The following is a 21,312-nucleotide window of genomic DNA, read 5'->3' on the forward strand; positions in this document are numbered from 1 at the left end:
CGCCCGCGCTCCCCCACTGGGGAAAGGGCCGACCGGAGTGGACCGCATGACACAGCCCGCAGCTGGCCTGGAGTCGAAATCCGGGTCGGATCCCGGCCTCCGGCGGCGAATCCGGCGGAGCCAGCGCCGCCACCGCATCGTCTCGCACCTGCTGGTGGCGCCGGTTCTGCTTTTCATTCTCAGCTTCTTCATCGGGCCGATCGCGGCGATGTTGACCCGCGCGGTCGACAATCCGGAGGTCTCCGCCGGTCTTCCCGCGACGGCGGCGGCGATCAGCCGGTGGGATGGCGAGGGCGCGCCGCCGCCGGCGGTGTTTCGGGCCCTGACCGAGGATTTCAGCAACAAGGATCTCCGGTTCGAGCGCGCGTCGGCGGCGCAGCGGCTGAATTACGAGATCGCGGGCTATCGCAGCCTCGTGATGCAGAGCGCCCGCAAGATCGGCCGGATGGACGCGGCCGCGCTCGAAGATCCGAAAGCCGCGCTCGTGAAGGTGGACGAGCGCTGGGCGGAGCCCGCCTACTGGCACGCGCTGAGGCGCGCCTCCGGCGCCTACACGCCCTATTATCTTCTCGCCGCGCTCGACCTGAAGATGACCGATGACGGCGCGGTCGCGCGCGCGGAGCCGGAGCAGCGGATCTTCGTCGAGATCCTCATGCGCTCGCTCTGGGTCAGCGCGGTGGTGACGGCGGTCTGCCTTCTGGTCGGGTTTCCGGTCGCGAATTTCATGGTCGTCGCCTCGCCCCGGCTGCGGGCGATCATCGCGCTTTCGATCCTGCTGCCGTTCTGGACCTCGCTTCTGGTGCGCACCAGCGCCTGGATCGTGGTGCTTCAGCGCGAGGGGCTGATCAACGAGCTGCTCATGTGGCTCACGCTGATCGACGATCCGCTCGAACTGGTCTTCAACCGGTTCGGGGTCTACGTGGCGATGGTGCATATCCTTCTGCCGTTCATGGTGCTGCCGCTCTATTCGGTGATGAAGGGGATCTCGCCGGCCTATATGCGCGCCGCGACCTCGCTCGGCGCGCATCCGGCGCGGGCGTTCCTCAGGGTCTATCTGCCGATGACCATGCCCGGCGTCGGCGCGGGGTGTCTGCTCGTCTTCATCCTCACGGTCGGATATTACATCACGCCCGCCCTGGTCGGCGGCGCGAAGGATCAGATGATCGGCTATTTCATCGCGTTCTTCACCAACCAGCAGCTCAACTGGGGCATGGCCTCGGCGCTCAGCTTCATCGCGTTGACCTGCATCATCGTTCTTTACGCGGCGGTCGGGCGCTATGTGGGCGTCGGCCGTCTCGCCGGGCTGGAGAAATAGCGCCATGCGTCCGAGGCTCAGGAATCCGATCACGTTGCGCCGGGTGCAGACCGTGTTCTGCCTTCTCGCGGCGGTCTTCATGCTGGGGCCGATCTTCGCGGTGCTCCCGATCTCGTTCAGCTCGGGCGGCTTTCTGAGCTATCCGCTGCCGGGGTTCTCCCTGCAATGGTATGAGCGGCTGTTCGAGTTCGGCCCATGGTTGACCAGCCTGCGGAATTCGCTGGTCGTCGGCGTCTCCTCCGCGGTCCTCGCCACGCTGATCGGGACGCTGGCCGCGCTCGGCCTGTCGCGCGGGGACGTGGTCGCGCAGCAGTGGATCCTCGGGATCGTGATCTCGCCGATGATCGTTCCGCTCGTCGTCTCCGGGGTCGCGATGTATTTCTTCCTCGCCAAGCTCGGGCTGGTGGCCACGTTTCCGGGCCTGATCCTGGCGCACACGGTTCTCGGCGTGCCTTTCGTCGTGGTGCCGGTGCTCGCCACGCTGCGCGGGTTCGACGCCAATCTGGTTCGCGCGGCGCAGTCGCTCGGCGCGTCGCCCTTCGCCGCGTTCCGCCGCGTGACCCTGCCGAACATCGCTCCGGGGGTGATCTCGGGCGCGCTCTTCGCTTTCGCCACGTCCTTCGACGAGGTCGTGGTCGCGATCTTCATCGCCGGGCCGGAGCAGAAGACCCTGCCGCGCCAGATGTTCGAGGGGCTCCGCGACAATATCGAGCCGACCATCCTCGCGATGTCGTCCCTTCTCGTCGTCATCGCCGCGCTGATGCTGGCGACGACGGGGTGGCTGCTCAGAAAATCCTGACCGGCGCGCCGCGGCCTCACCCCCCATATCGCGGCGCCCGGACTGCGTTACTTTTCGATTATCATTTTATATCAATGGCTTAACTATGTTATCGCGTGCGATAACGCACCCGAAGCTCACATTTTCGAGAATCTCAGCAGCGCCGCCCCGATGAGCGTGATCGCGGTGGAGGCGACCTTCACCAGGTTCAGCCGCTCCTTCAGGAAGAACACCCCGATCAGCAGCGCGAAGACGATGCTGGTCTCCCTCAGCGCCGCGACCAGCGCGATCGGCGCGACCGTGAAGGCGTAGATCGCCAGCGCATAGGCCGCGAAGGAGGCGCCGCCGCCGATGAAAAGCGCGACCCGCGCCCGCAGCGCCGCCTTGAGCGACGCCGGCCTCATGCCGCCGATCAGCGCCATGAAGACGAGCGCGTTCCCGATCGACTCCCACCCGTAAAAGCCGAGCGGAGAGCCCGCCGCCCGCGCGCCGTAGCCGTCGACCAGCGTATAGGCGGCGATGAAGCACCCGGTGCCGACCGCGAACGCCGCCGCCTTCCCGTTCCGAAGCCCGTCGGCCTGGCGCGTCAGGCTGAGGCTCAGGATGCCGGCCCCGATGACCAGCACCGCGAGCATCTCCACCCGGCTGAGATCCGCGCCGAGCGCGGCCACCGAAATCCCCGCCACCAGCATCGGCGCGACGCCCCGCGCGATCGGGTAGACCTGCGTCAGATCCCCGATCTTGTAGGAGTTCATCAGAAAGAACTGATAGCCGATATGCAGCGCGACGCCCGACAGGATGAAGGGGAGCGCGGCCGGCGCCGGCGCCGGCGCGAAGAGCAGCGCGACCACCCCGCAAAGCCCCTGGCCGATCACCACCGCGGCGATCCCCGCCAGCTTGTCGGCCCCGCTCTTGACCAGCACGTTCCACGTCGCGTGGAGAGCGGCGGCGCCGAGGACGAGGAAGAAGATCCCCGCGCTCATCGCGGCGGCGCCAGGTCCGGTCGGCGGCTCATGCTGGGCCTCGCTGAATGGGTGGGGTATCGGGCGTGCTGGTCGTTCGGTGATACTCGGCTCCACCGCGAAATCCAAGCGTCCCGTCGAGAGGGCCGGGCGCGCCGGCCTTCAATGCGCCGGCGCGCCGTCCATCGCCGGCCGCCGCAGCAGGATCGTCAGCCCGACGATCAGCGCGAAGAGCATGGCGAGCGCCATGAACACCTCCGAGAAGGAGAGCACGAGCGCCTCCCGGTGAACCATCGCGCCGAGCCGGCTCAGCGCGGCGAGCGGCGCGTCCGGCCCGAGCCTCGACGCCAGCGCCCGGGTCATCATCTCCAGCCGCTCCTCCGCCGGCGGCGCGCCCCAGGAGACATGCTCCGCGAGCCGCGAGGCGTTGATGTCGGTCCGCGCCGTCAGCATCGTGTTGATCGCGGCGAGGCCGACCGCGCCGCCAAGATTGCGCATCAGATTGAAGAGCCCGCTCGCGTTCTGCACCTCGCCGCGCGGCAGGGTTCCGAGCGCGAGAAGATTGATCGGGATCATGCACATCATCAACGAGACGCCGCGAAGCGCCTGCGGCCAGAACAATTCGCCGAAGGCCCAGTCCGAGGTGATCGGCGTCAGCATCCAGGACGACAGCGCGAAGCCGGTCAGCCCGAAGAAGATGATCCATCGCGGATCCACCTTGTGCGACAGCACGCCGACCACCGGCGCGGTCAGGAACATGAACGCGCCGGTGACGAAAACCGTCTCGCCGACCTGAAGCGCCGTGAAATCGCGCACCCATGCGAGATAGAGCGGATAGAGATAGGTCAGCCCGTAGAGCCCGGCGCCGAGAATGGCGGTCATCAGCGAGGTGACGGCGAAATTCCGGTCGCGGAACGCGCGAAGGTCGACGATCGGCGTCGCCGCCGTCAGAACCCGCCAGAAGAAAAGCGCGCCGCTCACCGCCGCCAGCGCCGCCAGCCCCGTGATCATCTCGCTCTGGAACCAGTCGTTTCGCGTCCCCTCTTCGAGGACATATTCGAGACTGCCGAGAAAAACCGCCATCGTCGCGAGCCCGATCCAGTCGAACCGCGCGAGAAGCGCGTGATCCGGCTCGTCGAAATCCACGAGAGACCAGGCGAGCACGCTGGCGATCACGCCGGGGACGATGTTCACCAGAAAGAGCCAGTGCCAGGAAAAGTAGTCGGTGAGATAGCCGCCGACCGTGGGCCCGATGGTCGGCGCCAACGTCACCGTCAGCCCGATCAGCGCCATCACCTGCCCCTGTTTCCGCCTCGGAAAGATCATGTAGGCGGCGGCGAAGGCGGTCGGGATCATGCCGCCGCCGATGAAGCCCTGCAGCGCGCGATAGACGATCATCTCGTTCATCGAGGTCGCCGTCGCCGCGAGCGCGCTGGCGATGGTGAAGCCGGCGGCCGAAGCGGTGAAGAGCACCTTCGTCGAGAGCGCCCGAGCCAGGAATCCCGAGAGCGGGATCATCACCACTTCGGCGATCAGATAACTGGTCTGGACCCAGGAGACCTCATCCGGCGAAGCGGAAAGCCCGGCCTGGATCTCCGCAAGCGAGGAGGCGACGATCTGAATGTCGAGGATCGCCATGAACATTCCGAAGACGAGCGCGAAGAACGCGATCAGCCTGCGGGGCGTCACCGGCTGTTCGAGAGCCTCCTCCACGGCGCCGGCTCAGCGCTCGGCGGCGGCGGGCGGGGCGTCGCTCCTTCCGGCGTCGCGGCTGTCGGCGGTGACGGTGACGGAAAGCCCGGGCCGGAGCCAGCCCTGCTTCGCCACCTCCGCCGGAACCGCGATCCGGACCGGCAGGCGCTGCACGACCTTGGTGAAGTTCCCGGTGGCGTTCTCCGGCGGCAGAAGGCTGAAGACGGACCCCGTCGCCGGGGCGAAGCTGACGACATGGCCGATGAACGAGCGATCCGGATAGGCGTCGACCTCGACCGTCACCGGCGCGCCGATGGCGATCGGCTCCAGCTGCGTCTCCTTGAAGTTCGCGTCGATATACACGTCGGACAGCGGCATCAGCGCCAGCAGCCGCGCGCCCGGTTGCACGTAATCTCCGGTCGCGGCTGCGAGATTGCCGACGACGCCGGCGAAGGGCGCGCGGATCGTGGCGGCGTCGAGGTCGCGCATGGCCTGGTCGCGCGCGGCCCTGGCGCCCTCCAGCGCCGCCACCGCCTCGTCGCGGCTGGCGACGGCGACGGCGAGCGCGGCTTCCGCCTCCTCGACCCCGGCCTTGCGGGCGGCGAGGTCCGCGTGGGCGGTGGCCTGCGCGGCCCGGGCGGCCTCCAGCCGCTGACGGGAGGCGAAATCGGACTGCGCGAGATTCTCGTAGCGGCTGAGATCGGCCTCGGCCTGCGCCAGGACGGCGTCGGCGGCGGCGACATTGGCGGTCGCGCCGCCGATCGCGGCGCGGGCCTGCCCGATCTGGCTGTCGATGCGGGCGATGGCGGCTTCTTTCGACGCGACGGTCGCCTCGGCGATGCGAAGCCGAACGCGGTAATCGCCGTCATCGAGAACGATCAGCGGGTCGCCGGTCCGGACGACGTCATTGTCCCGCACCGCGACATTGGCGACATAGCCGGAGACCTTGGGCGCGAGAATCGCGAAGTCCGCGCCGACATAGGCGTCGTCGGTGGAGACGGCGAACCGGCCGGTGGTCCACCAGGTCCAGCCATACCAGCCGCCGGCGACGATCAGGATCAGGGCGAGGAGCCACGGCGCGGCGCGCCGCGCCAATGGCGGGCGGCGTTTCGCCGTTTCCGGCGGCGTGATCGCGCGTTGGGGCGCCGATGCTTCGGGGCGCCGGCTGCTTTCGGACTCCAGATCCTTAGGCGCCATCGGGCCCGTCCTTCGATAGCTGACCGAACCGTTCGGTCGGGCGCTTGACATAGAGGCGCGGCGCGCCCAGATCAAGGTGACCGAACGGTTCGGTCATAATTTTTTCGCGGCGCCGGGCCATCCGGGCCAGGGGCGCGGAGCCAGTGCGAGCGCAGGGGTGATATGGGTGAATTGACCGAGACGAGGCGCGCCGAGCCGGCCGCGCGCGAGGCGGGCGCGGGAGGGGCCAAGCGGGCGCAAATTCTGGCCGGCGCCGGGCGCGTCTTTCTCGCGCATGGATTCGCCGCCGCCAGCATGGGTGAAATCGCGCGCGCGGCCGGGGTCTCCAAGGGGACGCTCTATGTCTATTTCGAAAGCAAGACGGCGCTGTTTCATTCCCTGATCGAAGAGCAGAAACGCAACACCGCGGAGAAGCTGGCGGAGTTCGATCCGTCCGATCGCGATGTCGCGGCGGTGCTGACCAGCTTCGCCATCCGGCTGATCGGGGAGTTGACCGACCCCGCGCATGTCGCGCTGATGCGGGTCGTCATCGGCGCGGCGGAGGTCTTCCCCGAATTGGGGCGCACATTTTACGAGAGCGGCCCGGCTTTTGGCGCGCGCCGGCTGGCGGCCTATCTCGCGGCGCTGACCAAGGAAGGGGTGCTGACGATCGACGATCCGGACGCGGCGGCCTGGCGTTTCCTCGGCATGTGCAACACGCCGTCGCTGACGGCCGCCATCATGGGGTTGCCCCGACCCGACGCGGCGGAAATCGCGCGCCAGGCGAAGGGCGTGGTTCAAACGTTCATGAAGGCGTCGGCGCCGGGATGAGCCGGACCGGCGCGGGCGCTCAGGAGAACCGTTCCCTGAGCGCCCTGAGGCCGATTTCGTAGAACTTGCCGACGATGCCTTCGGACAAGCGGCCGGCGTCGTCGGCGGGCACGAAAAACGCCGACCAGAAGACGCGGCACCCCTCGCCTTCGGCGACGCAACTCAGAGTGGCGCGGTAATCCGTGACGGGCAGCGGGCCTTCGACGACCTCGTAAGTGACATGATGGGGGCCGGCTTCGATCAGGCGCTCGAAGAAGGACTCGTCGTCGACGCTGACGAGGCGGCGATAGGTCGAGCCGTCCATCTCCGTCACTTCCGCCGACGCGATCAGCGGGTGCCACTCCGCGATCGAGCCGAAATCGCCGATCACCGCCCAGACCGCATCCCGGGACGCCGGAAGCAGGACCAGCCTTTCCAGACGGTCATGATCGCTGTCTTGTTGATCCCGTGTCGAATTCATCGCCGTGACCCCTTGTTGCGCGCCGCGCGCGGAGCGCGTGCGGAAAACCGTAGCGCGGAGCGTCGGCGCGGTCCATGCCGGAGCCGCGCCCGCCTCAGGCGGTCTCTTCGTCCCGGCGCTGCAACACCCCGGCGAGACGCCGGATCCCTTCGGCGAGTTTTTCCGGCGGGTTGAGGGTGAAGTTGATGCGGAACGCGCGGCGATCCTTCCCCAGCGGGTCGAAAACGCTGCCGGGCGCGACGCAGACGCCGGCGTCGAGCGCCGCGGGCAGCAACGCGTTGGTGTCGAGCGATGGGTCGCGCGCGACGGCCCAGACGAACATGCCGCCGACAGGCGTCTCCCAGTCGAACCACTTGGAGAGATGCGTGTTCATCGCCGCGATGAGCGTGTCGCGCCGCTGACGGTAGAGCGCCGCAATCTCCGGCTGGATCCTGTCGATCAGCCCTGTTTCGATGGCCTTCAGCGCGATGCGCTGGCTGAGGCCGCTGCCGCATATGTCGGAGCCCTGCTTGGCCATGGTCAGCGCCTCGATCATTTCGGGCGCGGCGATGACCCAGCCGACCCGGAGACCCGGCGCCAGCGATTTCGATATTGTGCCGAGATAGATCACCGGTCCGCGATAAAGAGCGTCGCCCTCGGCCGAGCCGGACAGCGACAACATTCGGGGCTGAGGCGCGCCGTCGTAATGGAGCGAGCCGTAGGGATCGTCCTCGACCAGCCAGACGCCGGTCTGATCCGCCGCGCCGACCAGCGCCTCGCGGACCGGCGCGCCGACGAGCCGGCCGCTCGGGTTGGAGAAGTTCGGGACGGTATAGGCGAATTGCGCGCCCTGAAGCGCCTGGACGGCGTCGAATTCCGGCCGCCCCAGGTCGAATGGCCGGAAAACCGGGTTCCGAGGCCGCCAGGCGTCCAGCGCGCCGACATAGGTCGGCGCCTGCGCCGCGATCAGGCCGCCATCGTCCAGGAGCACCTTTCCGATCAGGTCGAGCCCCTGCATGCCGCCGGAAATGATCAGGACATTCTCCCGCCCGAGCCGGACGCGCTGGTCGCTGAAGCGTTCCGCGATCAGGTCGCGCAACTCCGGCAGCCCTTCGATCGGCGCGTAATTCAGGCTGTCCCCAGGGTGGGCCGAGACGGCTTCCTCGGCCAGCGCCGCAATCTCCCTCACCGGATAGACCGCGGGATCGGGCAGGCCCCCGGCGAGGTTGATCAGCCCCTGAATCCGCCCGGCGGCGAGAAACATGCGGGTGATGTCGTTCGTCGTCCCCAACCAGCTGGCGAAAGCGGGGCGGGAGGCCACGGGGCCGGCTGCGATCTGATCCATCTCCGGATGGCTCCTTGGCGTGTGAGCGGAATACCGCGACTCATACGCAGTTCGCGCTGGTTCGGCAAATTGTGGAGACCCGGAGAGTCTGGTCGTTTCCCCGGCCCGAGACGCCTGCGTCGCCCGCCCCGGAAGAAGGGGCGGGCCTCCCGCTCAAGCCGGTTGAGTGAAGACGGCGGACATACCCCCCCGTCGTGAGCGCACGACGCTCCACGACGCCCCCTCCCTGTCTCCAGAGAGGGGGAAGGTGGATGCCATTTGGCGCCGTCCGCGGCGGGGTCAACTCGCCAATCCCCTAAACGAGTTTCGCACCGCCGCTTTCACACCGCCAACGCAGTGCGCGCCGCCACTCCATGGCCGCGCGAGCCTCGCCTCACTATCCAGGCCGCAGCCTGATGAGAGGTGAGGGCGAATGAGGGCGCGGCCCGGCCTTTTACGCGGCCTCGCGCAACAGATCGGCCATAGAATCGGCGTCCTGAAGAGCTTCGCCCGCCCGCTCTGCGACCATTGGCCGCACAGATTCCGAAAGCCCGGCGGCGACATAATCCACCGCTGTCGAAACAACGGCGAACCCCTGACCGTCGATCATGATCTCGGGTCCGATCAACTCGCCTTTGAACTTGATCGCCTTGAGCCAGCGCACGAATGACGGCGCTGAAAGCGTCAGGACATTCCGCGCGTTTGCGTTGGCGAGAAACCTGTTGAGGGCCTCAAAAAGCGCCTTGGAGGCTTGTCGGCTGCGGCTGGTGTAGCGGGTGAGCTCCCACGTATCCGTCGTCGCCGGGCATTCCTGATCCATCAGATTCGCCGGGATGTTGTCGAGAAGTCCCGCGCACGCATCCTTGATCATGTAGGAAACGTTATATGGTCCAAAGCGATAGCTCGTGTCTGTCCTCAAAAGCCGGGCCGACGCCTGGATCTCTCCCGCGTCGTCGAGCGCGACGACATATGTCGCGAACGGGCCGTCATACTGATCGAACTCGACGGACGCGACGGCCTCGCCATGGGGGAGGCGGCGTTTGGTGGCGGTCGGAACCTCCCAGCCCAGGCCCGCCACGAACACATCGTAGCGATGCGAAAGAAGGCGCCACCAGAGGTCGCCATGCATGTGAAGGTTTGACCAGTCCAGAATTACGCATTTCATCATGAGAACTCCTCTACAATGGGGATTTCTCATGGATAACCGATTTTGGTTACAAGTCCGCTCTAAAGCGCTTGACGAGGTCAGAGCACTCCGTGAACGTGAAGAATGTGAATCAAATGCGGAAGTGATGAAGCGCCCGCCTGCTTGATTATTGAACTGCGCCGATAACGAAATGTGCGCGCGGGAATACCGAGCATCTTGCAGATTTCGTCGTCGGAGCGGCCTTGAAGGATGTAGGCGATAAGCGCCTTCTGCTCCTCATCGAAACGTAATGTCGGCGCGCCTCTCTTTGAATCCACGATAACCGTGCCGCTTGCGAGGAGCGAATAGACCTCCAGTTTGGCCTCCTCCTCCATTTCCGCGCTCTCATGAGAGACGCTGGCGATCGTTTTGGATCCGTTGACGCGAAGCGAGAACGCGGTTCCATTCTCGATCCCGAACTTCCGCGCCTCCTCGAAAACATAGGTGTCGAAGCCGTCGGCTTCGAGCTCGCGCCAGCTTCGGACGCCGTTCGTGCTGAACCCGAAGATGATCGTCGGGTCGCGTTCGACCAATCCATTGGTCTGATAGTGATTCAGCCAAGCTTGATCGTAGGTGTAGAACCGCTCGCCCGGCACGTCGTCCTGAAACGAGAACCCCACCGCCATTCCGCGATGAGAAATGGCGTGGAGGCGGCGCTTGATCGAATCCAGGGTGAGGGATGTCGTCACGTCACGCCTCCCGGTTCATCTGATCCGCGCCGACGAAGCCCACGAGCTTTGAGAGAGAATTCGAATCCCGGTGAATGATGAATGGCGTGCGGCGGTTCAACATCTCGGTCGTAGGCCTCATCAGATCGTCGACGTCGATTTTGAGAACGACCATCACGCGCAAGAGATCGATGGCGTCAAGATGTCCGCGTCCGTCCATCACATCCGCAAGGTGTCGCTCCGTGAGGCCGCATTCATCAGCGAGGCGCGCCATCCCGATTCCAGCCGTCGCGCATGACTTGCGAAGGTTGTGGCGGAGCAGAGGCCGCAGATCGTCATCGGCGAGGTGCCTCATGGAGAGCGACATGTTCGATATACCCGAGATTGTTCTTGCTGCTTGACACACTTGCCGTTTAGGCCAATTTGGTGCTAAAGAAAAGTTCAATTTGCCGCTTTGGCAAATTTCTTCTCGACGAAAGAGCTTTCGGGCGCGATGCGATTGAGCCATCGGAGCTTGGGTGGGACGGAGATTGTACCGGGTATGTCGACATATTTTTCAACTCTGCCAGAGGAACAGGGGGCGACCACGTTCCTGGGCGCGAGACGGCCGAGCGCCGCGATCGGCGACTTTATCCATGACGCGCCCTATTGGGTCGGAATGCTGGTTCGTGAGCTGCACGAAACCGCTAGCACCGGTTTCGAGGCCGGATCTTTCCTCTCGCTCGTCGAGAAGGCGATACGCCTGAAGCCGGATTTCCGGACGGTCGAGACACGTTTCATGCTGAGCCGGATCAATGGCTCCGACTGTTCGATCCGCGCCGCGCTCGTCGATCTGCGAGGCGAGCGGGACAGCTATACGCTCGCATTTCAGCAACTTACCTATGCGCTCCGAATGCGGCTCTACGATGAGGAATGTGCGGGGGAGCAGATCTCCTGCGCGCTGGCGAACCTCAAGACGGAGGCGCCCGGCGTCGATCGCGCGGTGATGCTCACGGGCGCGCCCTTGAGTTATGTCATCATGACCCTGTCAGGCGTCTGGACGTCCGCATTGCGCGAGGCCAATCGGGATGAACGCCGAAGCGCCGCGTGGGCCGACGCCCGCAACGCCGCGCGCGAGGATCTGGTGGCTGAACTTCAGTACGTGTCGGGCGGCGTAAAATCAGCATAGCGCCCCTCGGCGCCATGCTCTGGCGGGCGCGATTCGCGCGCTTGCTCCGCCCGGGGATGGCAGACCCCGCATGCGCGCGGAGCTTTTCTTCTTCAAAATCGATTCGCAACGTGGGCTTCGCCCGACGCGGGGGCGCCCTCCGCGATTAGGGCGAGAGAGGAATTTTCTCGGCGGATTTCCCGAGGAGATTGCGAATGAGGACGGCCTGATTCACCGAAATCGGGATCTCGGCGCCTAGCGGCGGGCGCGGGGCGTCGCCATCATCTTGTTGCTGAAGTTTGTGCGGCATGGTCGATCGCCGGGGGAGTCTTCGGGACGGCCTTCGCGGTCCGGAAGCGGCTTCGGCGGCTGGCGTGTCGCGCGTCGGTCCGGGGCTGCTCCGGCGGCGCGAAAGCGCGGCTTCCGCCCCAGCGTGCTCGCCGGCCGCCATTCTGGGACGCAAAGGAGAAAGCACATGAAACGCCTGCAGGACAAGATTGCGCTTATCACCGGAGGCGCGGCCGGGATCGGGCTTGAAACGGCTCGACTGTTTCTGAACGAAGGCGCGAAGGTCGCGCTCGTCGATCTGAAGGAAGCAGATCTGGACACGGCCGCCGAAAGCCTCGGAGCGCCGGACGACGTGCTGACGGTGGCCGCTGACGTGTCGTCATCCGAGGACACCGCCGCCTATGTGAAGGCGGTGCTGGACCGTTTCGCGCGCATCGACGTTTTCTTCAACAACGCCGGGATCGAGGGGCGCGTCGCGCCGCTGGCGGATCAGAAGATCGAGGACTTTGACCGGGTCATGGCCGTCAATGTGCGCGGCGCGTTCCTGGGCCTGCAACATGTCCTGCCCGGCATGATCGAGCGGAAATCCGGCAGCATCATCAACATGTCCTCCATTGCGGGATTGCAGGGCAGCCCCAATGTCGCGCCTTACATCACGTCGAAACACGCCATCGTCGGCCTGACCCGCGCCGCCGCCATCGAGGCCGCTCACGCGAACGTTCGGGTCAATTCGGTGCACCCGTCGCCAATCAACACGCGCATGATGCGGTCGTTGGAGGAGGGGTTCAGCCCCGGCAAGGCGGAGGAAGCGCAAAGACGGCTCGCCGCCACGATCCCGCTCGGGCGATACGGCGAATCAGGCGACGTGGCCAAGCTGGTGCTGTTCCTCGCATCCGATGAATCCGCCTTCATCACCGGAGGGCAATATCCGGTCGACGGCGGTATGGCGGCAGGCTGAACCATGGCCGGCATATGCGCCGGCGGCGTAGCCGCCCGGTGAACGCGGGCCGTCGGCGGCGGAGGCCGCCGACCGTCGCTTGAAGGGGCGCGGACAGGCGCGGCGCGCGCCCACATCTGAAAAGAACGCCGGCGTCGATGATTGGGTGTCGGCGATCGGCCGACAGGACTGACCGTTGCGCGGGCCCCGATCATGGGCGGGGGCGGGCTCGTGGCCGGCGACTTGAACGCCCTTCCTCTCTTTTCCGGCGCGCGGGCGGGACGTTCGCCCGGCGGATCGGGAACGGAACCCGGCGCGCGGAGTTACGCTTGGCGCGGGGACGCGTCGTTTCCAGTCAATGTCGGAGTAGAAATGACCGAACCCAGCCCAGAATCCGCTCCCGAGGGCGCCCGGCGCGAAGAGGCGTTCGAGGAGCATGAACTCGACGCGATGGAGGAGAACACTCCGTTCCGCGCTCCGGCGATCTTCGAGGTCGTTCGTCGGCAGGGCGAGTCGGAGCTGGCGCGCCCGGCGCTGGCGTTGATGCTCTCCGGGCTGATCGCGGGGCTCGCGCTCGGGCTTTCAGTCATGAGCGAGGCGCTCTTTCGCACCCATCTTCCCGACGCCGGGTGGCGGCCGCTGGTCGAGAGCCTCGGCTACTCCGTCGGTTTCGTCGTGGTCATCCTCGGCCAGATGCAGCTTTTCACCGAGAACACCATCACCGCGGTCTGCCCCGCGCTCGACGCGCGGGACCGGAAGACGTTCCTGCGCCTTGGCCGGCTCTGGGCGCTGGTGTTCGCCACGAACCTGATCGGGGCTTCGATTTTCGGCTACGTTCTCCACGTGACCAGGGCCTACCAGCCCGATGTCTGGGCGGCGGTCCGCGATATCGCCGGGCATGCGGTGAGCTATGGCTGGACCGAGACCATGTTTCGCGGCGTCGGCGCGGGCTGGCTGATCGCGACTCTGGTCTGGATCATGCCGAACGCCGGCAACTCGAAAACGCTGATGATCATCCTGATCACCTGGTTGATCGCGCTCGGCGAGTTCGCGCATGTGATCGCTGGCGCGACCGAGGCGGCCTTTCTGGTTTTCGCGGGCGACCGGACGGCGGCTGAGGCTCTCTTCGGCTTCGTCGCGCCGGCGCTCATCGGGAATATCCTTGGCGGCACGGTTTTCTTCACGGTGCTGACATGGGCGCAGATTCGGGCCGAACACTGGGAGGACTCTCCGGAGAGGCGGGATGCGGCCCGACGAAACCGGACCCGGCGCTGAGATGCGGGCGGGCGTCCTTCGAGCGGTGGTCGATTGGCGCCGACACTCAACCGAATGTTGAAATTGCGCCCCCGAAAGATGAGCCGTAGTTTACCCCGCCGTCTTGAATCGGATAACCGGCGAGCCGCGGCTACGGAGGATACAACGCGTGCGGGATCATTTGTTGCGACCGATCTGCGAGGCTGGCGCCGTGGCCGGAGGGATGCGTCTCGCCGGCGGCGCGGTCCGGTTTCACGATGTGGAGGAAGCGCGCCTCGACGGAACCGCGCGGCGGATCCCCGCGTCGGCGCTTTCCGCAGATGCGCACGCCGTATTCACGGCGCCGCGCCCTCCGATCGCCGGGGTGGACCTGACCCGGCCGCGACTTTTCGCCGTGCTAAACGTGACGCCTGACAGCTTCTCGGACGGCCGGCCCGGCGAGACGGTGGCCGATGCGGTGGCGCGCGGGTTGCGCCTTGAGGCGGAGGGCGCGGATTTCATCGATATCGGCGGCGAATCCACCCGGCCAGGCTCCGACCCGGTCACGCCGGATCAGGAGCAGGAGCGCGTCCTGCCGGTGATCGAGGGCTTGCTGCGCGCCGGGCTCCGGGCGCCGATCTCGATCGACACGCGCAACGCGTCGACGGCGCGCGCCGCCTTCGCCGCCGGGGCGCGGATGCTGAACGACGTCTCCGCGCTGACCCATGACGCCGACAGTCTCTCCACGGCCGCCGCGCTCGGCGGCCCGGTCTGCCTGATGCATGCGAAGGGCGATCCCAAAACCATGCAGGACGCGCCGAGCTACGACAACGTGCTCATCGAGGTCTACGAATGGCTCGAGGCGCGGGTCGCGGCCTGCGTCGACGCGGGAATCCCGCGCGAGCGACTCGTCGTCGATCCGGGCATCGGCTTTGGCAAGACGGTGGCGCATAATCTCACGCTCATCGGCGGTCTCGCCGCGTTTCACGGGCTTGGCTGCGCGGTCATGCTCGGCGCCTCGCGAAAGGCGTTCATCGGCCGGGTGACCGGGGTGAAGACGGCGGCGGAGCGCGCGACAGGCTCGGTCGGCGCGGCGCTGGCCGGGGCGGAGCGGGGCGCGCACTTTCTCCGTGTGCATGATGTCGCGGCCACACGGGATGCGCTCATGGTATGGCGTGCGGCGTCAGGCTTTGAGGAGACGGGCGAATGAGCGGGCTTTTTGGGACGGACGGAGTTCGGGGCGAGGCCAATCGCGGGGTGATGACGGCGGAGACGGCGATGAAGCTGGCCATGGCCGCCGGCCGCTACTTCACCCGCGGGACGCATCGCCACCGGGTGGTGATCGGCAAGGACCCGCGGCTTTCGGGCTACATGATCGAAGGCGCGATGGAGGCCGGCTTCACCTCCGTCGGCATGGAGGTCCTGCTGACGGGCCCGATCCCGACGCCCGGCATCGGCATGCTGACCCGCTCGATGCGCGCGGATATCGGCGTGATGATATCGGCGTCGCACAACCCCTACACCGACAATGGGGTGAAGTTCTTCGGCCCTGACGGCTACAAGCTCTCGGATGAGGACGAGTTGGCGATCGAGGCGTTGATGGACACGCCCCGTCTCGCCGCAGCGACCGATATCGGCCGCGCGATCCAGATCGAGGACGCCGTGGGCCGCTATATCGAGATCGCCAAGGCGAGCTTTCCGAAAACGTTGTCGCTCGACGGGCTGAAGATCGTGGTCGATTGCGCCAACGGCGCCGCCTACAAGACCGCGCCGACCGTGCTTTGGGAGCTGGGGGCCGAGGTGCTGCCGCTCGCCGTCAGCCCGGACGGGCGCAATATCAACCGCAATTGCGGCTCCACCTATCCGAAGACCTGCGCCGACTGGGTGGTCGCCAATGGCGCGGATATCGGCGTCGCGCTGGATGGCGACGCCGACCGCGTGATCCTGATCGACGAGACCGGGCGCGTCGTCGATGGCGACCAGATCATCGGCCTGATCGCGGACGCCTGGCGCGCAGACGGACGCCTGGTCGGGGGCGGAGTGGTGACGACGGTCATGTCGAACATAGGGCTGGAGCGGATGCTGGAAGGGGTCGGCCTCAACCTGTTCCGCACCCCGGTCGGGGACCGCAACGTCGTGGCGGAGATGCGCGCGCGCGGCCTGAATGTCGGCGGCGAGCAGTCCGGCCATGTGGTTCTCTCCGACTATGCGACGACCGGCGACGGGCTGATCGCGGCGCTTCAGGTGATGGCGGCGATGCAGGCGCGGGGGCGCCCGGCTTCGGAGGTTTGCGCGATGTTCACGGCGATGCCGCAGATTCTGGAGAATATCCGTTTCGACGCCAGCAATGGCGACCCGCTGGAAGCGGTGTCGGTCCGCGCCGCGATCCGCGAAAGCGAGGCGCGTCTCGTCGGGTCCGGGCGGCTCCTGATCCGGAAATCCGGCACCGAGCCTCTGATCCGGGTGATGGCGGAGGGCGACGACGAGGCGCTGATCCGGTCCGTCGTCGCGGCGATCGCGGCTGAGGTCGCCGCCGCCTGACCGGTCGCCGGGAGGGGCATGTGACAATTCACACTGCGCCGAATCGCCGATTCGGTCATTGATGCGTCGGAGGGGGATGTGGGCGGCGCCCATCCGGCTCGCGGGGCGGGAAGCAGGGTGGGCGTCGTCAATTGTCAGACTGAGAGCTTCGCCCGCCGACCGGCGGACGACAGGGTGGTGAGAATCGCCGTCAGGCCGGGTTGGCGCGCGCCGCGCGCCCGTTCATGGCGGCGATGATCACAGCCGGCGCCGAGAGCGCTACGCCAAGGCCGAAGAGAAGCCCTTGCGAAAGACCGAGCACGCCTCCGCCCGGCATCGCGAGGCAGAACCCGCCAATCCCGAGCGTGACCCGGAGGGTCATGCCGAGCGGCCCGGAGCCAAGCCCGCCGATGAGGCTCACATAGCCCTGCAACGCGGCCGAGATCAGCCATATCCCGAGGAGCGCGGTGCTCAACGTCAACGCCACCTGGCTGGCGGAGCCTTCGCCGATCAGGGCGGGATTGAGCAGGAAGAAGAACGGCACGATATAGATCACGCCGCCGAGACGCATCGCCTCGAGCCCGGTCCGCATCGGGGTCGCGCCGGCCATCGTCGCCGCGGCGAAAGCGCCAAGCGCGACCGGCGGCGTGATGTAGCTGACCATTCCCCAGTAAAGAATGAAGAGATGCACGGCGAGCTCGTTCAACCCCGTCTGCACCAGCGCAGGGGCCAGCACCACGGCGAGGAAGATGTAGCACGCGGTCACCGTCATCCCCATGCCGAAGATGAAGGCGGTGAGCGCGCCCATCAGGATCAGCGCGATGGTGGAATCGCCGGCGATGAAAATCAGCTCGTTCACCAGCGTGCCGGAAAGTCCGGTGGCGGCGAAGGCGCCGACGATGAGCCCGACCCCGACCAGGATCGCCGTCAGCTCCGCCAGCGAGCGGCCGACCCCGACGATCATCGTCCCGAAGCTCGCCAGGCTGAAGCGATGCTGCGGCAGAAGCTGATTGATGAGCAGAAGAAGCCCGGTCGCGTAGAAGGGCGCGAGCCGCTCCATCCTCAGCGCGATCATCATGTAGATCAGGACCGCGAAAACCAGAACATAGAGCCAGCCCTCGCGGAAGGCGGCGAGAAGCCGGGGCACGTCTTCGCGCGCCATCCCGCGGAGCCCGCGTCGCGCGGAATAGGAGTCGATCTGCGCGAAAAGCCCGAAATAGAACAGGAGAGACGGGATCGCGGCTGCGACGGCGATATCGACATAGGGCCGCGAGAGGAACGAGGCCATGACGAAGGCGGTCGCGCCCATGATCGGCGGCATCAGCACGCCCCCGGTGGAGGCGCAGGCCTCCGTGGCCGCGGCGTAACGGGCGGAGAAGCCGGTCTTCTTCATCGCGGGGATCGAAACCGCGCCGGTGGTCAGGACGTTCGAGATCACCGATCCCGACATCGAGCCCATGAAACCGGAGGCGAAGATCGAGACTTTCGCCGCGCCGCCGCGATACCGCCCGACGAGGGCCAGCGCGAGATCGTTGAAGAATTTGCCGCCGCCGGTCTGTTGGAGAACGGCGCCGAAGACGATGAACCCGATCACCAGTTCGCCGAAAGCGCGCATCGGAATGCCGAAGGAGCTTTCGGAGGAGATCATGTGATAGGGGGCGAGATCCCAGAAAGGCGAGGCGAAGCCCGAGATCGGACCCGGCATCTGGTCGGCGACCGTGGGGTAGAGCGAAACAAGCAGGACGATGATGAACAGAACCAGTCCGCCTGCGCGCCGCGTCGCCTCCAGGATGAGGATGTAGAGCAGGATCGAGAGCCAGCGCGCCTCGTCCGGGGCCGCGAACTCCCAGCCCATTTCGAGCGAGCTCTCCGCGGTCCAGACGAAATAGGCGCTGGCGATGAGCGTCAGCGCGAAGAGCGCCCAGTCATGCCAGCGGGGGCCGCGCGCGCGCTGAAGCGGGAAGGCGAGAAAGGTGAGCGCGATAAACACGCCGGCGAGGACGTAGAGATAGCGCCCCTCGATCAGGACGATTCCGAAAATCTGGATATTGAACAGCTGGTAGATCGAGACGGCGATCCCCGCCAGCGTCAGCGTCCCGATCACGGCCCGTGCGGAGAGCGGCAAGGGCGATGCGGCGACGCCCTCCAATTCGCGGCGCTCGGATGCGTCCATCAACTGGTTCTCCGGTTTGAGCTAGGAGCCGGCGCGGCTTCGCCGCGCCGGCTGAGGTCAAAAGACGATATTGAAACCGCCGGCCTTAAGCGCTTCCTTGCGCTTCGCGCCCCAGGCGGCTTCCCAATCGTCCGGGTCTTCCGCCTTCAACTCTTCCCAGGCCGCGGCGAGGGCGTCCTGCCGCGCGATGAGGTTTTCATTGTGCGCGTCCGCGGCGTCGCTCCAGACGCCGCGCTCCTTGAAGTAGCGAACGGCGCCGGCGTGATAGGGCACCACCCACTCGAAGTTCTGCTTCTCCAGCGCCCAGCCGCCGATTCCCGGGGAGTTGCCGTCATATTCCGGGAAGAGTTCAACCATCGCGGCGGTCATGTTGTAGACGAGGTCTTCGTCCTGGGTGTCCATCGCCGTCAGCACCGGATAGGCGTAGGTGGCCGTCGGAGTGCCGGGGCCGCCGTCGATCGCGGCGCCTACGGTTGCGACCGCCGGGTCGAAGAAGGGCGCGACCGCGCGCATCCGGGCGATGCCCTCGGCGTTGTCCGGGTCGATCGGGGGCCAGATCAGGCCGCGAGGGCCGGCGGCGGCCTCATAGGCGAGACCGGAATTGGTGGAGGCGAAGCCGGTGTCGACCTGGCCGTTGGTGAGCCCTTTCCAGCCGGCGCCGAACCCGCCGAACTCGACAACCTCGACGTCGTCGAGCGTGAGGCCGGCATATGCGAGATAGGCCACCGTATTGATGTTGAGCGCGGGCGCGCCCTTGATCCAGGCGATGCGCTTTCCCTTGAGATCGGAATACTCTTTGACTCCGATATCGCCGGCGACGCCGACCGCGAGCCCGGTCGAGCTGTCGTTATTCGCGACGAGGACGCGCACCTTCTGCGGGCCCCAGTTCTTCGCGCCGAATTCGAACACACCCTCCTGCGCCATGAAGGAGCCGCCGACGCCGGTGGCCGAAAACTGGACCTTGCCCTGACGGAGCGGTTCGGTGCGGGAGACGTCGTTCTTGCCGGGCAGAACCCGAAGGCTCATCCCCGTCGCGTTCTGCATCGCGGCGCCGATGGCCACCGCCTGATTGTAGCCGGCGGAGCCGGTGTCATAGGCGGTCCAGGCCATCTGGTCGGGCAATTCGAAAGACAGAGCCGGGCCCGCGACGAGCGCGGCGGCGGCGGCGATAGTGACGAATTTCATAGGATCCTCCATGGAACCGCGTCGCTCGCGCGGCTTTAATACACTAAAAACAGGCTTCAAATGTGAGCGCAAGCGAAGATCGCCGCGGGACTCCGGCTGGGAGCTCCGCGGCGATCAAAAGCGCTTGCGCGCGCGCGTCAGGCGACGATCAGGTTATCCGATCGCTTTTTGCAGATTCTCGTCCACCGCGTCCAGGAAGCCTTCGGTGGTGAGCCATTTCTGATCCGAGCCGACGAGGAGCGCGAGATCCTTGGTCATCTTGCCGCTCTCGACCGTGTCGACGCAGACCTTCTCCAGCGTTTCCGCGAAATGCAGGAGTTTCGCGTTGTCGTCGAGCTTGGCGCGATGCTTCAGCCCGCCGGTCCAAGCGTAGATCGAGGCGATGGAGTTGGTCGAGGTCGGGTTGCCCTTCTGATGCTCCCGATAGTGGCGGGTCACCGTTCCGTGCGCGGCTTCGGCCTCAACCGTCGCGCCGTCCGGCGTCATCAGAACCGACGTCATCAGGCCGAGCGAGCCGAAGCCCTGCGCGACGGTGTCGGACTGAACGTCGCCGTCATAGTTCTTGCAGGCCCAGACGTAACCGCCTTCCCATTTCATGGCCGACGCCACCATATCGTCGATCAGCCGGTGCTCGTAGGTGATGCCGGCTTTCTTGAACTTGCTCTCGAACTCCTCCTCGTAAACCTTCTGGAAGAGATCCTTGAAGCGGCCGTCATAGGCCTTGAGGATGGTGTTCTTGGTCGAAAGATAGACCGGCCAGCCAAGATTGAGGCCGTAATTCATGCTCGCGCGGGCGAAGTCGATGATCGACGCGTCGAGATTGTACATCGCCATGGTGACGCCGGAGCTGGGCGCCTGGAAGACCTCCTTCTCGATCACGGCGCCGTCTTCGCCGGTGAACTTGATCGTGAGCTTGCCCGGTCCGGGGAAGAGGAAATCCGTGGCGCGATACTGATCGCCGAACGCGTGACGGCCGATGACGATCGGCTTGGTCCAGCCCGGCACCAGCCGCGGCACGTTCCGGCAGATGATCGGCTGACGGAAGATCACGCCGCCGATGATGTTGCGGATGGTGCCGTTCGGGCTCCGCCACATCTTCTTCAGCTTGAACTCCTCGACGCGGGCCTCGTCCGGGGTGATGGTGGCGCATTTCACGCCGACGCCATACTTCTTGATCGCTTCGGCCGCGTCGACCGTGACCTGATCGTCGGTCCGGTCCCGCTCCTGGATGCCGAGGTCGTAATAATGAAGGTCGATGTCGAGATATGGCAGGATCAGCTTCTGCTTTATGAAATCCCAGATGATCCGGGTCATCTCGTCGCCGTCGAGCTCGACGACGGGGTTGGCGACTTTGATCTTGTCCATGAATGGGCCTCTCAGGTGGCGTTTGGCGTTGCGCGGAGGCTATACCCCGCCGGAGCGGGCGCCAACAGGCCCCGAAGGCGTGAAAAAGCGCGT

The 21,312-nt window shown here is 66.2% G+C and carries 19 protein-coding genes; 9 read left to right on the forward strand and 10 right to left on the reverse strand.

The window, feature by feature from the left end; genetic code table 11:
* Positions 1 to 46 precede the first annotated feature (46 nt).
* Together WG921_RS03235 and WG921_RS03240 are read left to right on the forward strand one after the other, a co-directional pair.
* A complete protein-coding gene (locus tag WG921_RS03235; RefSeq protein WP_340107762.1) occupies positions 47 to 1,315 on the forward strand; it encodes an ABC transporter permease in 1,269 nt (422 codons plus the stop codon).
* Positions 1,316 to 1,319: 4 nt separating this feature from the next.
* The gene (locus WG921_RS03240) at positions 1,320 to 2,114 is read left to right on the forward strand and encodes an ABC transporter permease (protein WP_340107763.1); all 795 of its coding nucleotides are present in this window, start codon (positions 1,320 to 1,322) and stop codon (positions 2,112 to 2,114) included.
* 116 nt (positions 2,115 to 2,230) lie between these two features.
* On the opposite strand, the gene WG921_RS03245 is transcribed toward WG921_RS03240, so the two are convergent.
* From WG921_RS03245 to WG921_RS03255, 3 genes are all read right to left on the reverse strand, one after another.
* Positions 2,231 to 3,076, reverse strand: a complete 846-nt coding sequence (locus WG921_RS03245; protein ID WP_340107764.1) for a DMT family transporter — start codon at positions 3,074 to 3,076, stop codon at positions 2,231 to 2,233.
* A 141-nt stretch (positions 3,077 to 3,217) separates the two neighbouring features.
* On the reverse strand, positions 3,218 to 4,768 hold the full coding sequence (locus WG921_RS03250; protein WP_340107765.1) for a DHA2 family efflux MFS transporter permease subunit: 1,551 nt from the start codon (positions 4,766 to 4,768) through the stop codon (positions 3,218 to 3,220).
* A gap of 9 nt (positions 4,769 to 4,777) precedes the next feature.
* Positions 4,778 to 6,019 carry an HlyD family secretion protein gene (locus WG921_RS03255; protein ID WP_340107766.1) on the reverse strand — a complete coding sequence of 414 codons (1,242 nt, stop codon included), beginning with the start codon at positions 6,017 to 6,019 and terminating at the stop codon, positions 4,778 to 4,780.
* An 87-nt stretch (positions 6,020 to 6,106) separates the two neighbouring features.
* Between WG921_RS03255 and WG921_RS03260 the strand changes: the two genes are divergently transcribed.
* Positions 6,107 to 6,754 (forward strand): TetR/AcrR family transcriptional regulator, encoded by a 648-nt coding sequence (locus tag WG921_RS03260; RefSeq protein ID WP_340107767.1) that lies wholly within the window; start codon positions 6,107 to 6,109, stop codon positions 6,752 to 6,754.
* A 19-nt stretch (positions 6,755 to 6,773) separates the two neighbouring features.
* Here WG921_RS03260 and WG921_RS03265 read toward each other — a convergent pair whose 3' ends face one another.
* The 4 genes from WG921_RS03265 to WG921_RS03280 form a co-directional block, all read right to left on the reverse strand.
* Positions 6,774 to 7,214 (reverse strand): SRPBCC family protein, encoded by a 441-nt coding sequence (locus WG921_RS03265; protein ID WP_340107768.1) that lies wholly within the window; start codon positions 7,212 to 7,214, stop codon positions 6,774 to 6,776.
* 94 nt (positions 7,215 to 7,308) lie between these two features.
* Positions 7,309 to 8,538 carry an aminotransferase-like domain-containing protein gene (locus WG921_RS03270; protein WP_340107769.1) on the reverse strand — a complete coding sequence of 410 codons (1,230 nt, stop codon included), beginning with the start codon at positions 8,536 to 8,538 and terminating at the stop codon, positions 7,309 to 7,311.
* 433 nt (positions 8,539 to 8,971) lie between these two features.
* Complete coding sequence (locus tag WG921_RS03275) at positions 8,972 to 9,682, reverse strand: acyl-homoserine-lactone synthase (RefSeq protein ID WP_340107770.1); 711 nt, start codon at positions 9,680 to 9,682, stop codon at positions 8,972 to 8,974.
* 80 nt (positions 9,683 to 9,762) lie between these two features.
* Entirely contained in the window at positions 9,763 to 10,392 is a 630-nt protein-coding gene (locus tag WG921_RS03280) for a helix-turn-helix transcriptional regulator (RefSeq protein ID WP_340107771.1), read from the reverse strand.
* 70 nt (positions 10,393 to 10,462) lie between these two features.
* Between WG921_RS03280 and WG921_RS03285 the strand changes: the two genes are divergently transcribed.
* From WG921_RS03285 to glmM, 6 genes are all read left to right on the forward strand, one after another.
* Positions 10,463 to 10,669 carry a hypothetical protein gene (locus tag WG921_RS03285; protein ID WP_340107772.1) on the forward strand — a complete coding sequence of 69 codons (207 nt, stop codon included), beginning with the start codon at positions 10,463 to 10,465 and terminating at the stop codon, positions 10,667 to 10,669.
* Positions 10,670 to 10,885: 216 nt separating this feature from the next.
* Positions 10,886 to 11,539, forward strand: coding sequence for a hypothetical protein (locus tag WG921_RS03290; RefSeq protein WP_340107773.1), 654 nt, complete (start codon positions 10,886 to 10,888; stop codon positions 11,537 to 11,539).
* 454 nt (positions 11,540 to 11,993) lie between these two features.
* Positions 11,994 to 12,764, forward strand: coding sequence for an SDR family NAD(P)-dependent oxidoreductase (locus WG921_RS03295; protein WP_340107774.1), 771 nt, complete (start codon positions 11,994 to 11,996; stop codon positions 12,762 to 12,764).
* A gap of 351 nt (positions 12,765 to 13,115) precedes the next feature.
* Positions 13,116 to 14,018, forward strand: a complete 903-nt coding sequence (locus tag WG921_RS03300; protein WP_340107775.1) for a formate/nitrite transporter family protein — start codon at positions 13,116 to 13,118, stop codon at positions 14,016 to 14,018.
* A 148-nt stretch (positions 14,019 to 14,166) separates the two neighbouring features.
* The gene (gene folP, locus WG921_RS03305; RefSeq protein WP_340107776.1) at positions 14,167 to 15,186 is read left to right on the forward strand and encodes a dihydropteroate synthase; all 1,020 of its coding nucleotides are present in this window, start codon (positions 14,167 to 14,169) and stop codon (positions 15,184 to 15,186) included.
* A complete protein-coding gene (gene glmM / locus WG921_RS03310; protein WP_340107777.1) occupies positions 15,183 to 16,517 on the forward strand; it encodes a phosphoglucosamine mutase in 1,335 nt (444 codons plus the stop codon). Before folP ends, glmM begins: the two co-directional genes overlap by 4 nt.
* A 190-nt stretch (positions 16,518 to 16,707) precedes the next feature.
* On the opposite strand, the gene WG921_RS03315 is transcribed toward glmM, so the two are convergent.
* The 3 genes from WG921_RS03315 to WG921_RS03325 all read right to left on the reverse strand — a co-directional run bounded on the left by WG921_RS03315 (position 16,708) and on the right by WG921_RS03325 (position 21,219).
* The gene (locus WG921_RS03315; protein ID WP_340107778.1) at positions 16,708 to 18,669 is read right to left on the reverse strand and encodes a TRAP transporter permease; all 1,962 of its coding nucleotides are present in this window, start codon (positions 18,667 to 18,669) and stop codon (positions 16,708 to 16,710) included.
* Positions 18,670 to 18,726: 57 nt separating this feature from the next.
* Positions 18,727 to 19,854 (reverse strand): TAXI family TRAP transporter solute-binding subunit, encoded by a 1,128-nt coding sequence (locus WG921_RS03320; protein ID WP_340107779.1) that lies wholly within the window; start codon positions 19,852 to 19,854, stop codon positions 18,727 to 18,729.
* Positions 19,855 to 20,007: 153 nt separating this feature from the next.
* Positions 20,008 to 21,219: an NADP-dependent isocitrate dehydrogenase gene (locus tag WG921_RS03325; protein ID WP_340107780.1), complete on the reverse strand. Its 1,212-nt coding sequence runs from the start codon at positions 21,217 to 21,219 to the stop codon at positions 20,008 to 20,010.
* Between the last annotated feature and the right edge of the window lie 93 nt (positions 21,220 to 21,312).

Origin of the sequence: Paludibacillus litoralis (genome assembly GCF_037646705.1) — a bacterium.
In the GTDB taxonomy this organism is placed as follows: Bacteria; Pseudomonadota; Alphaproteobacteria; order Rhodobacterales; family Rhodobacteraceae; genus Pikeienuella; species Pikeienuella litoralis.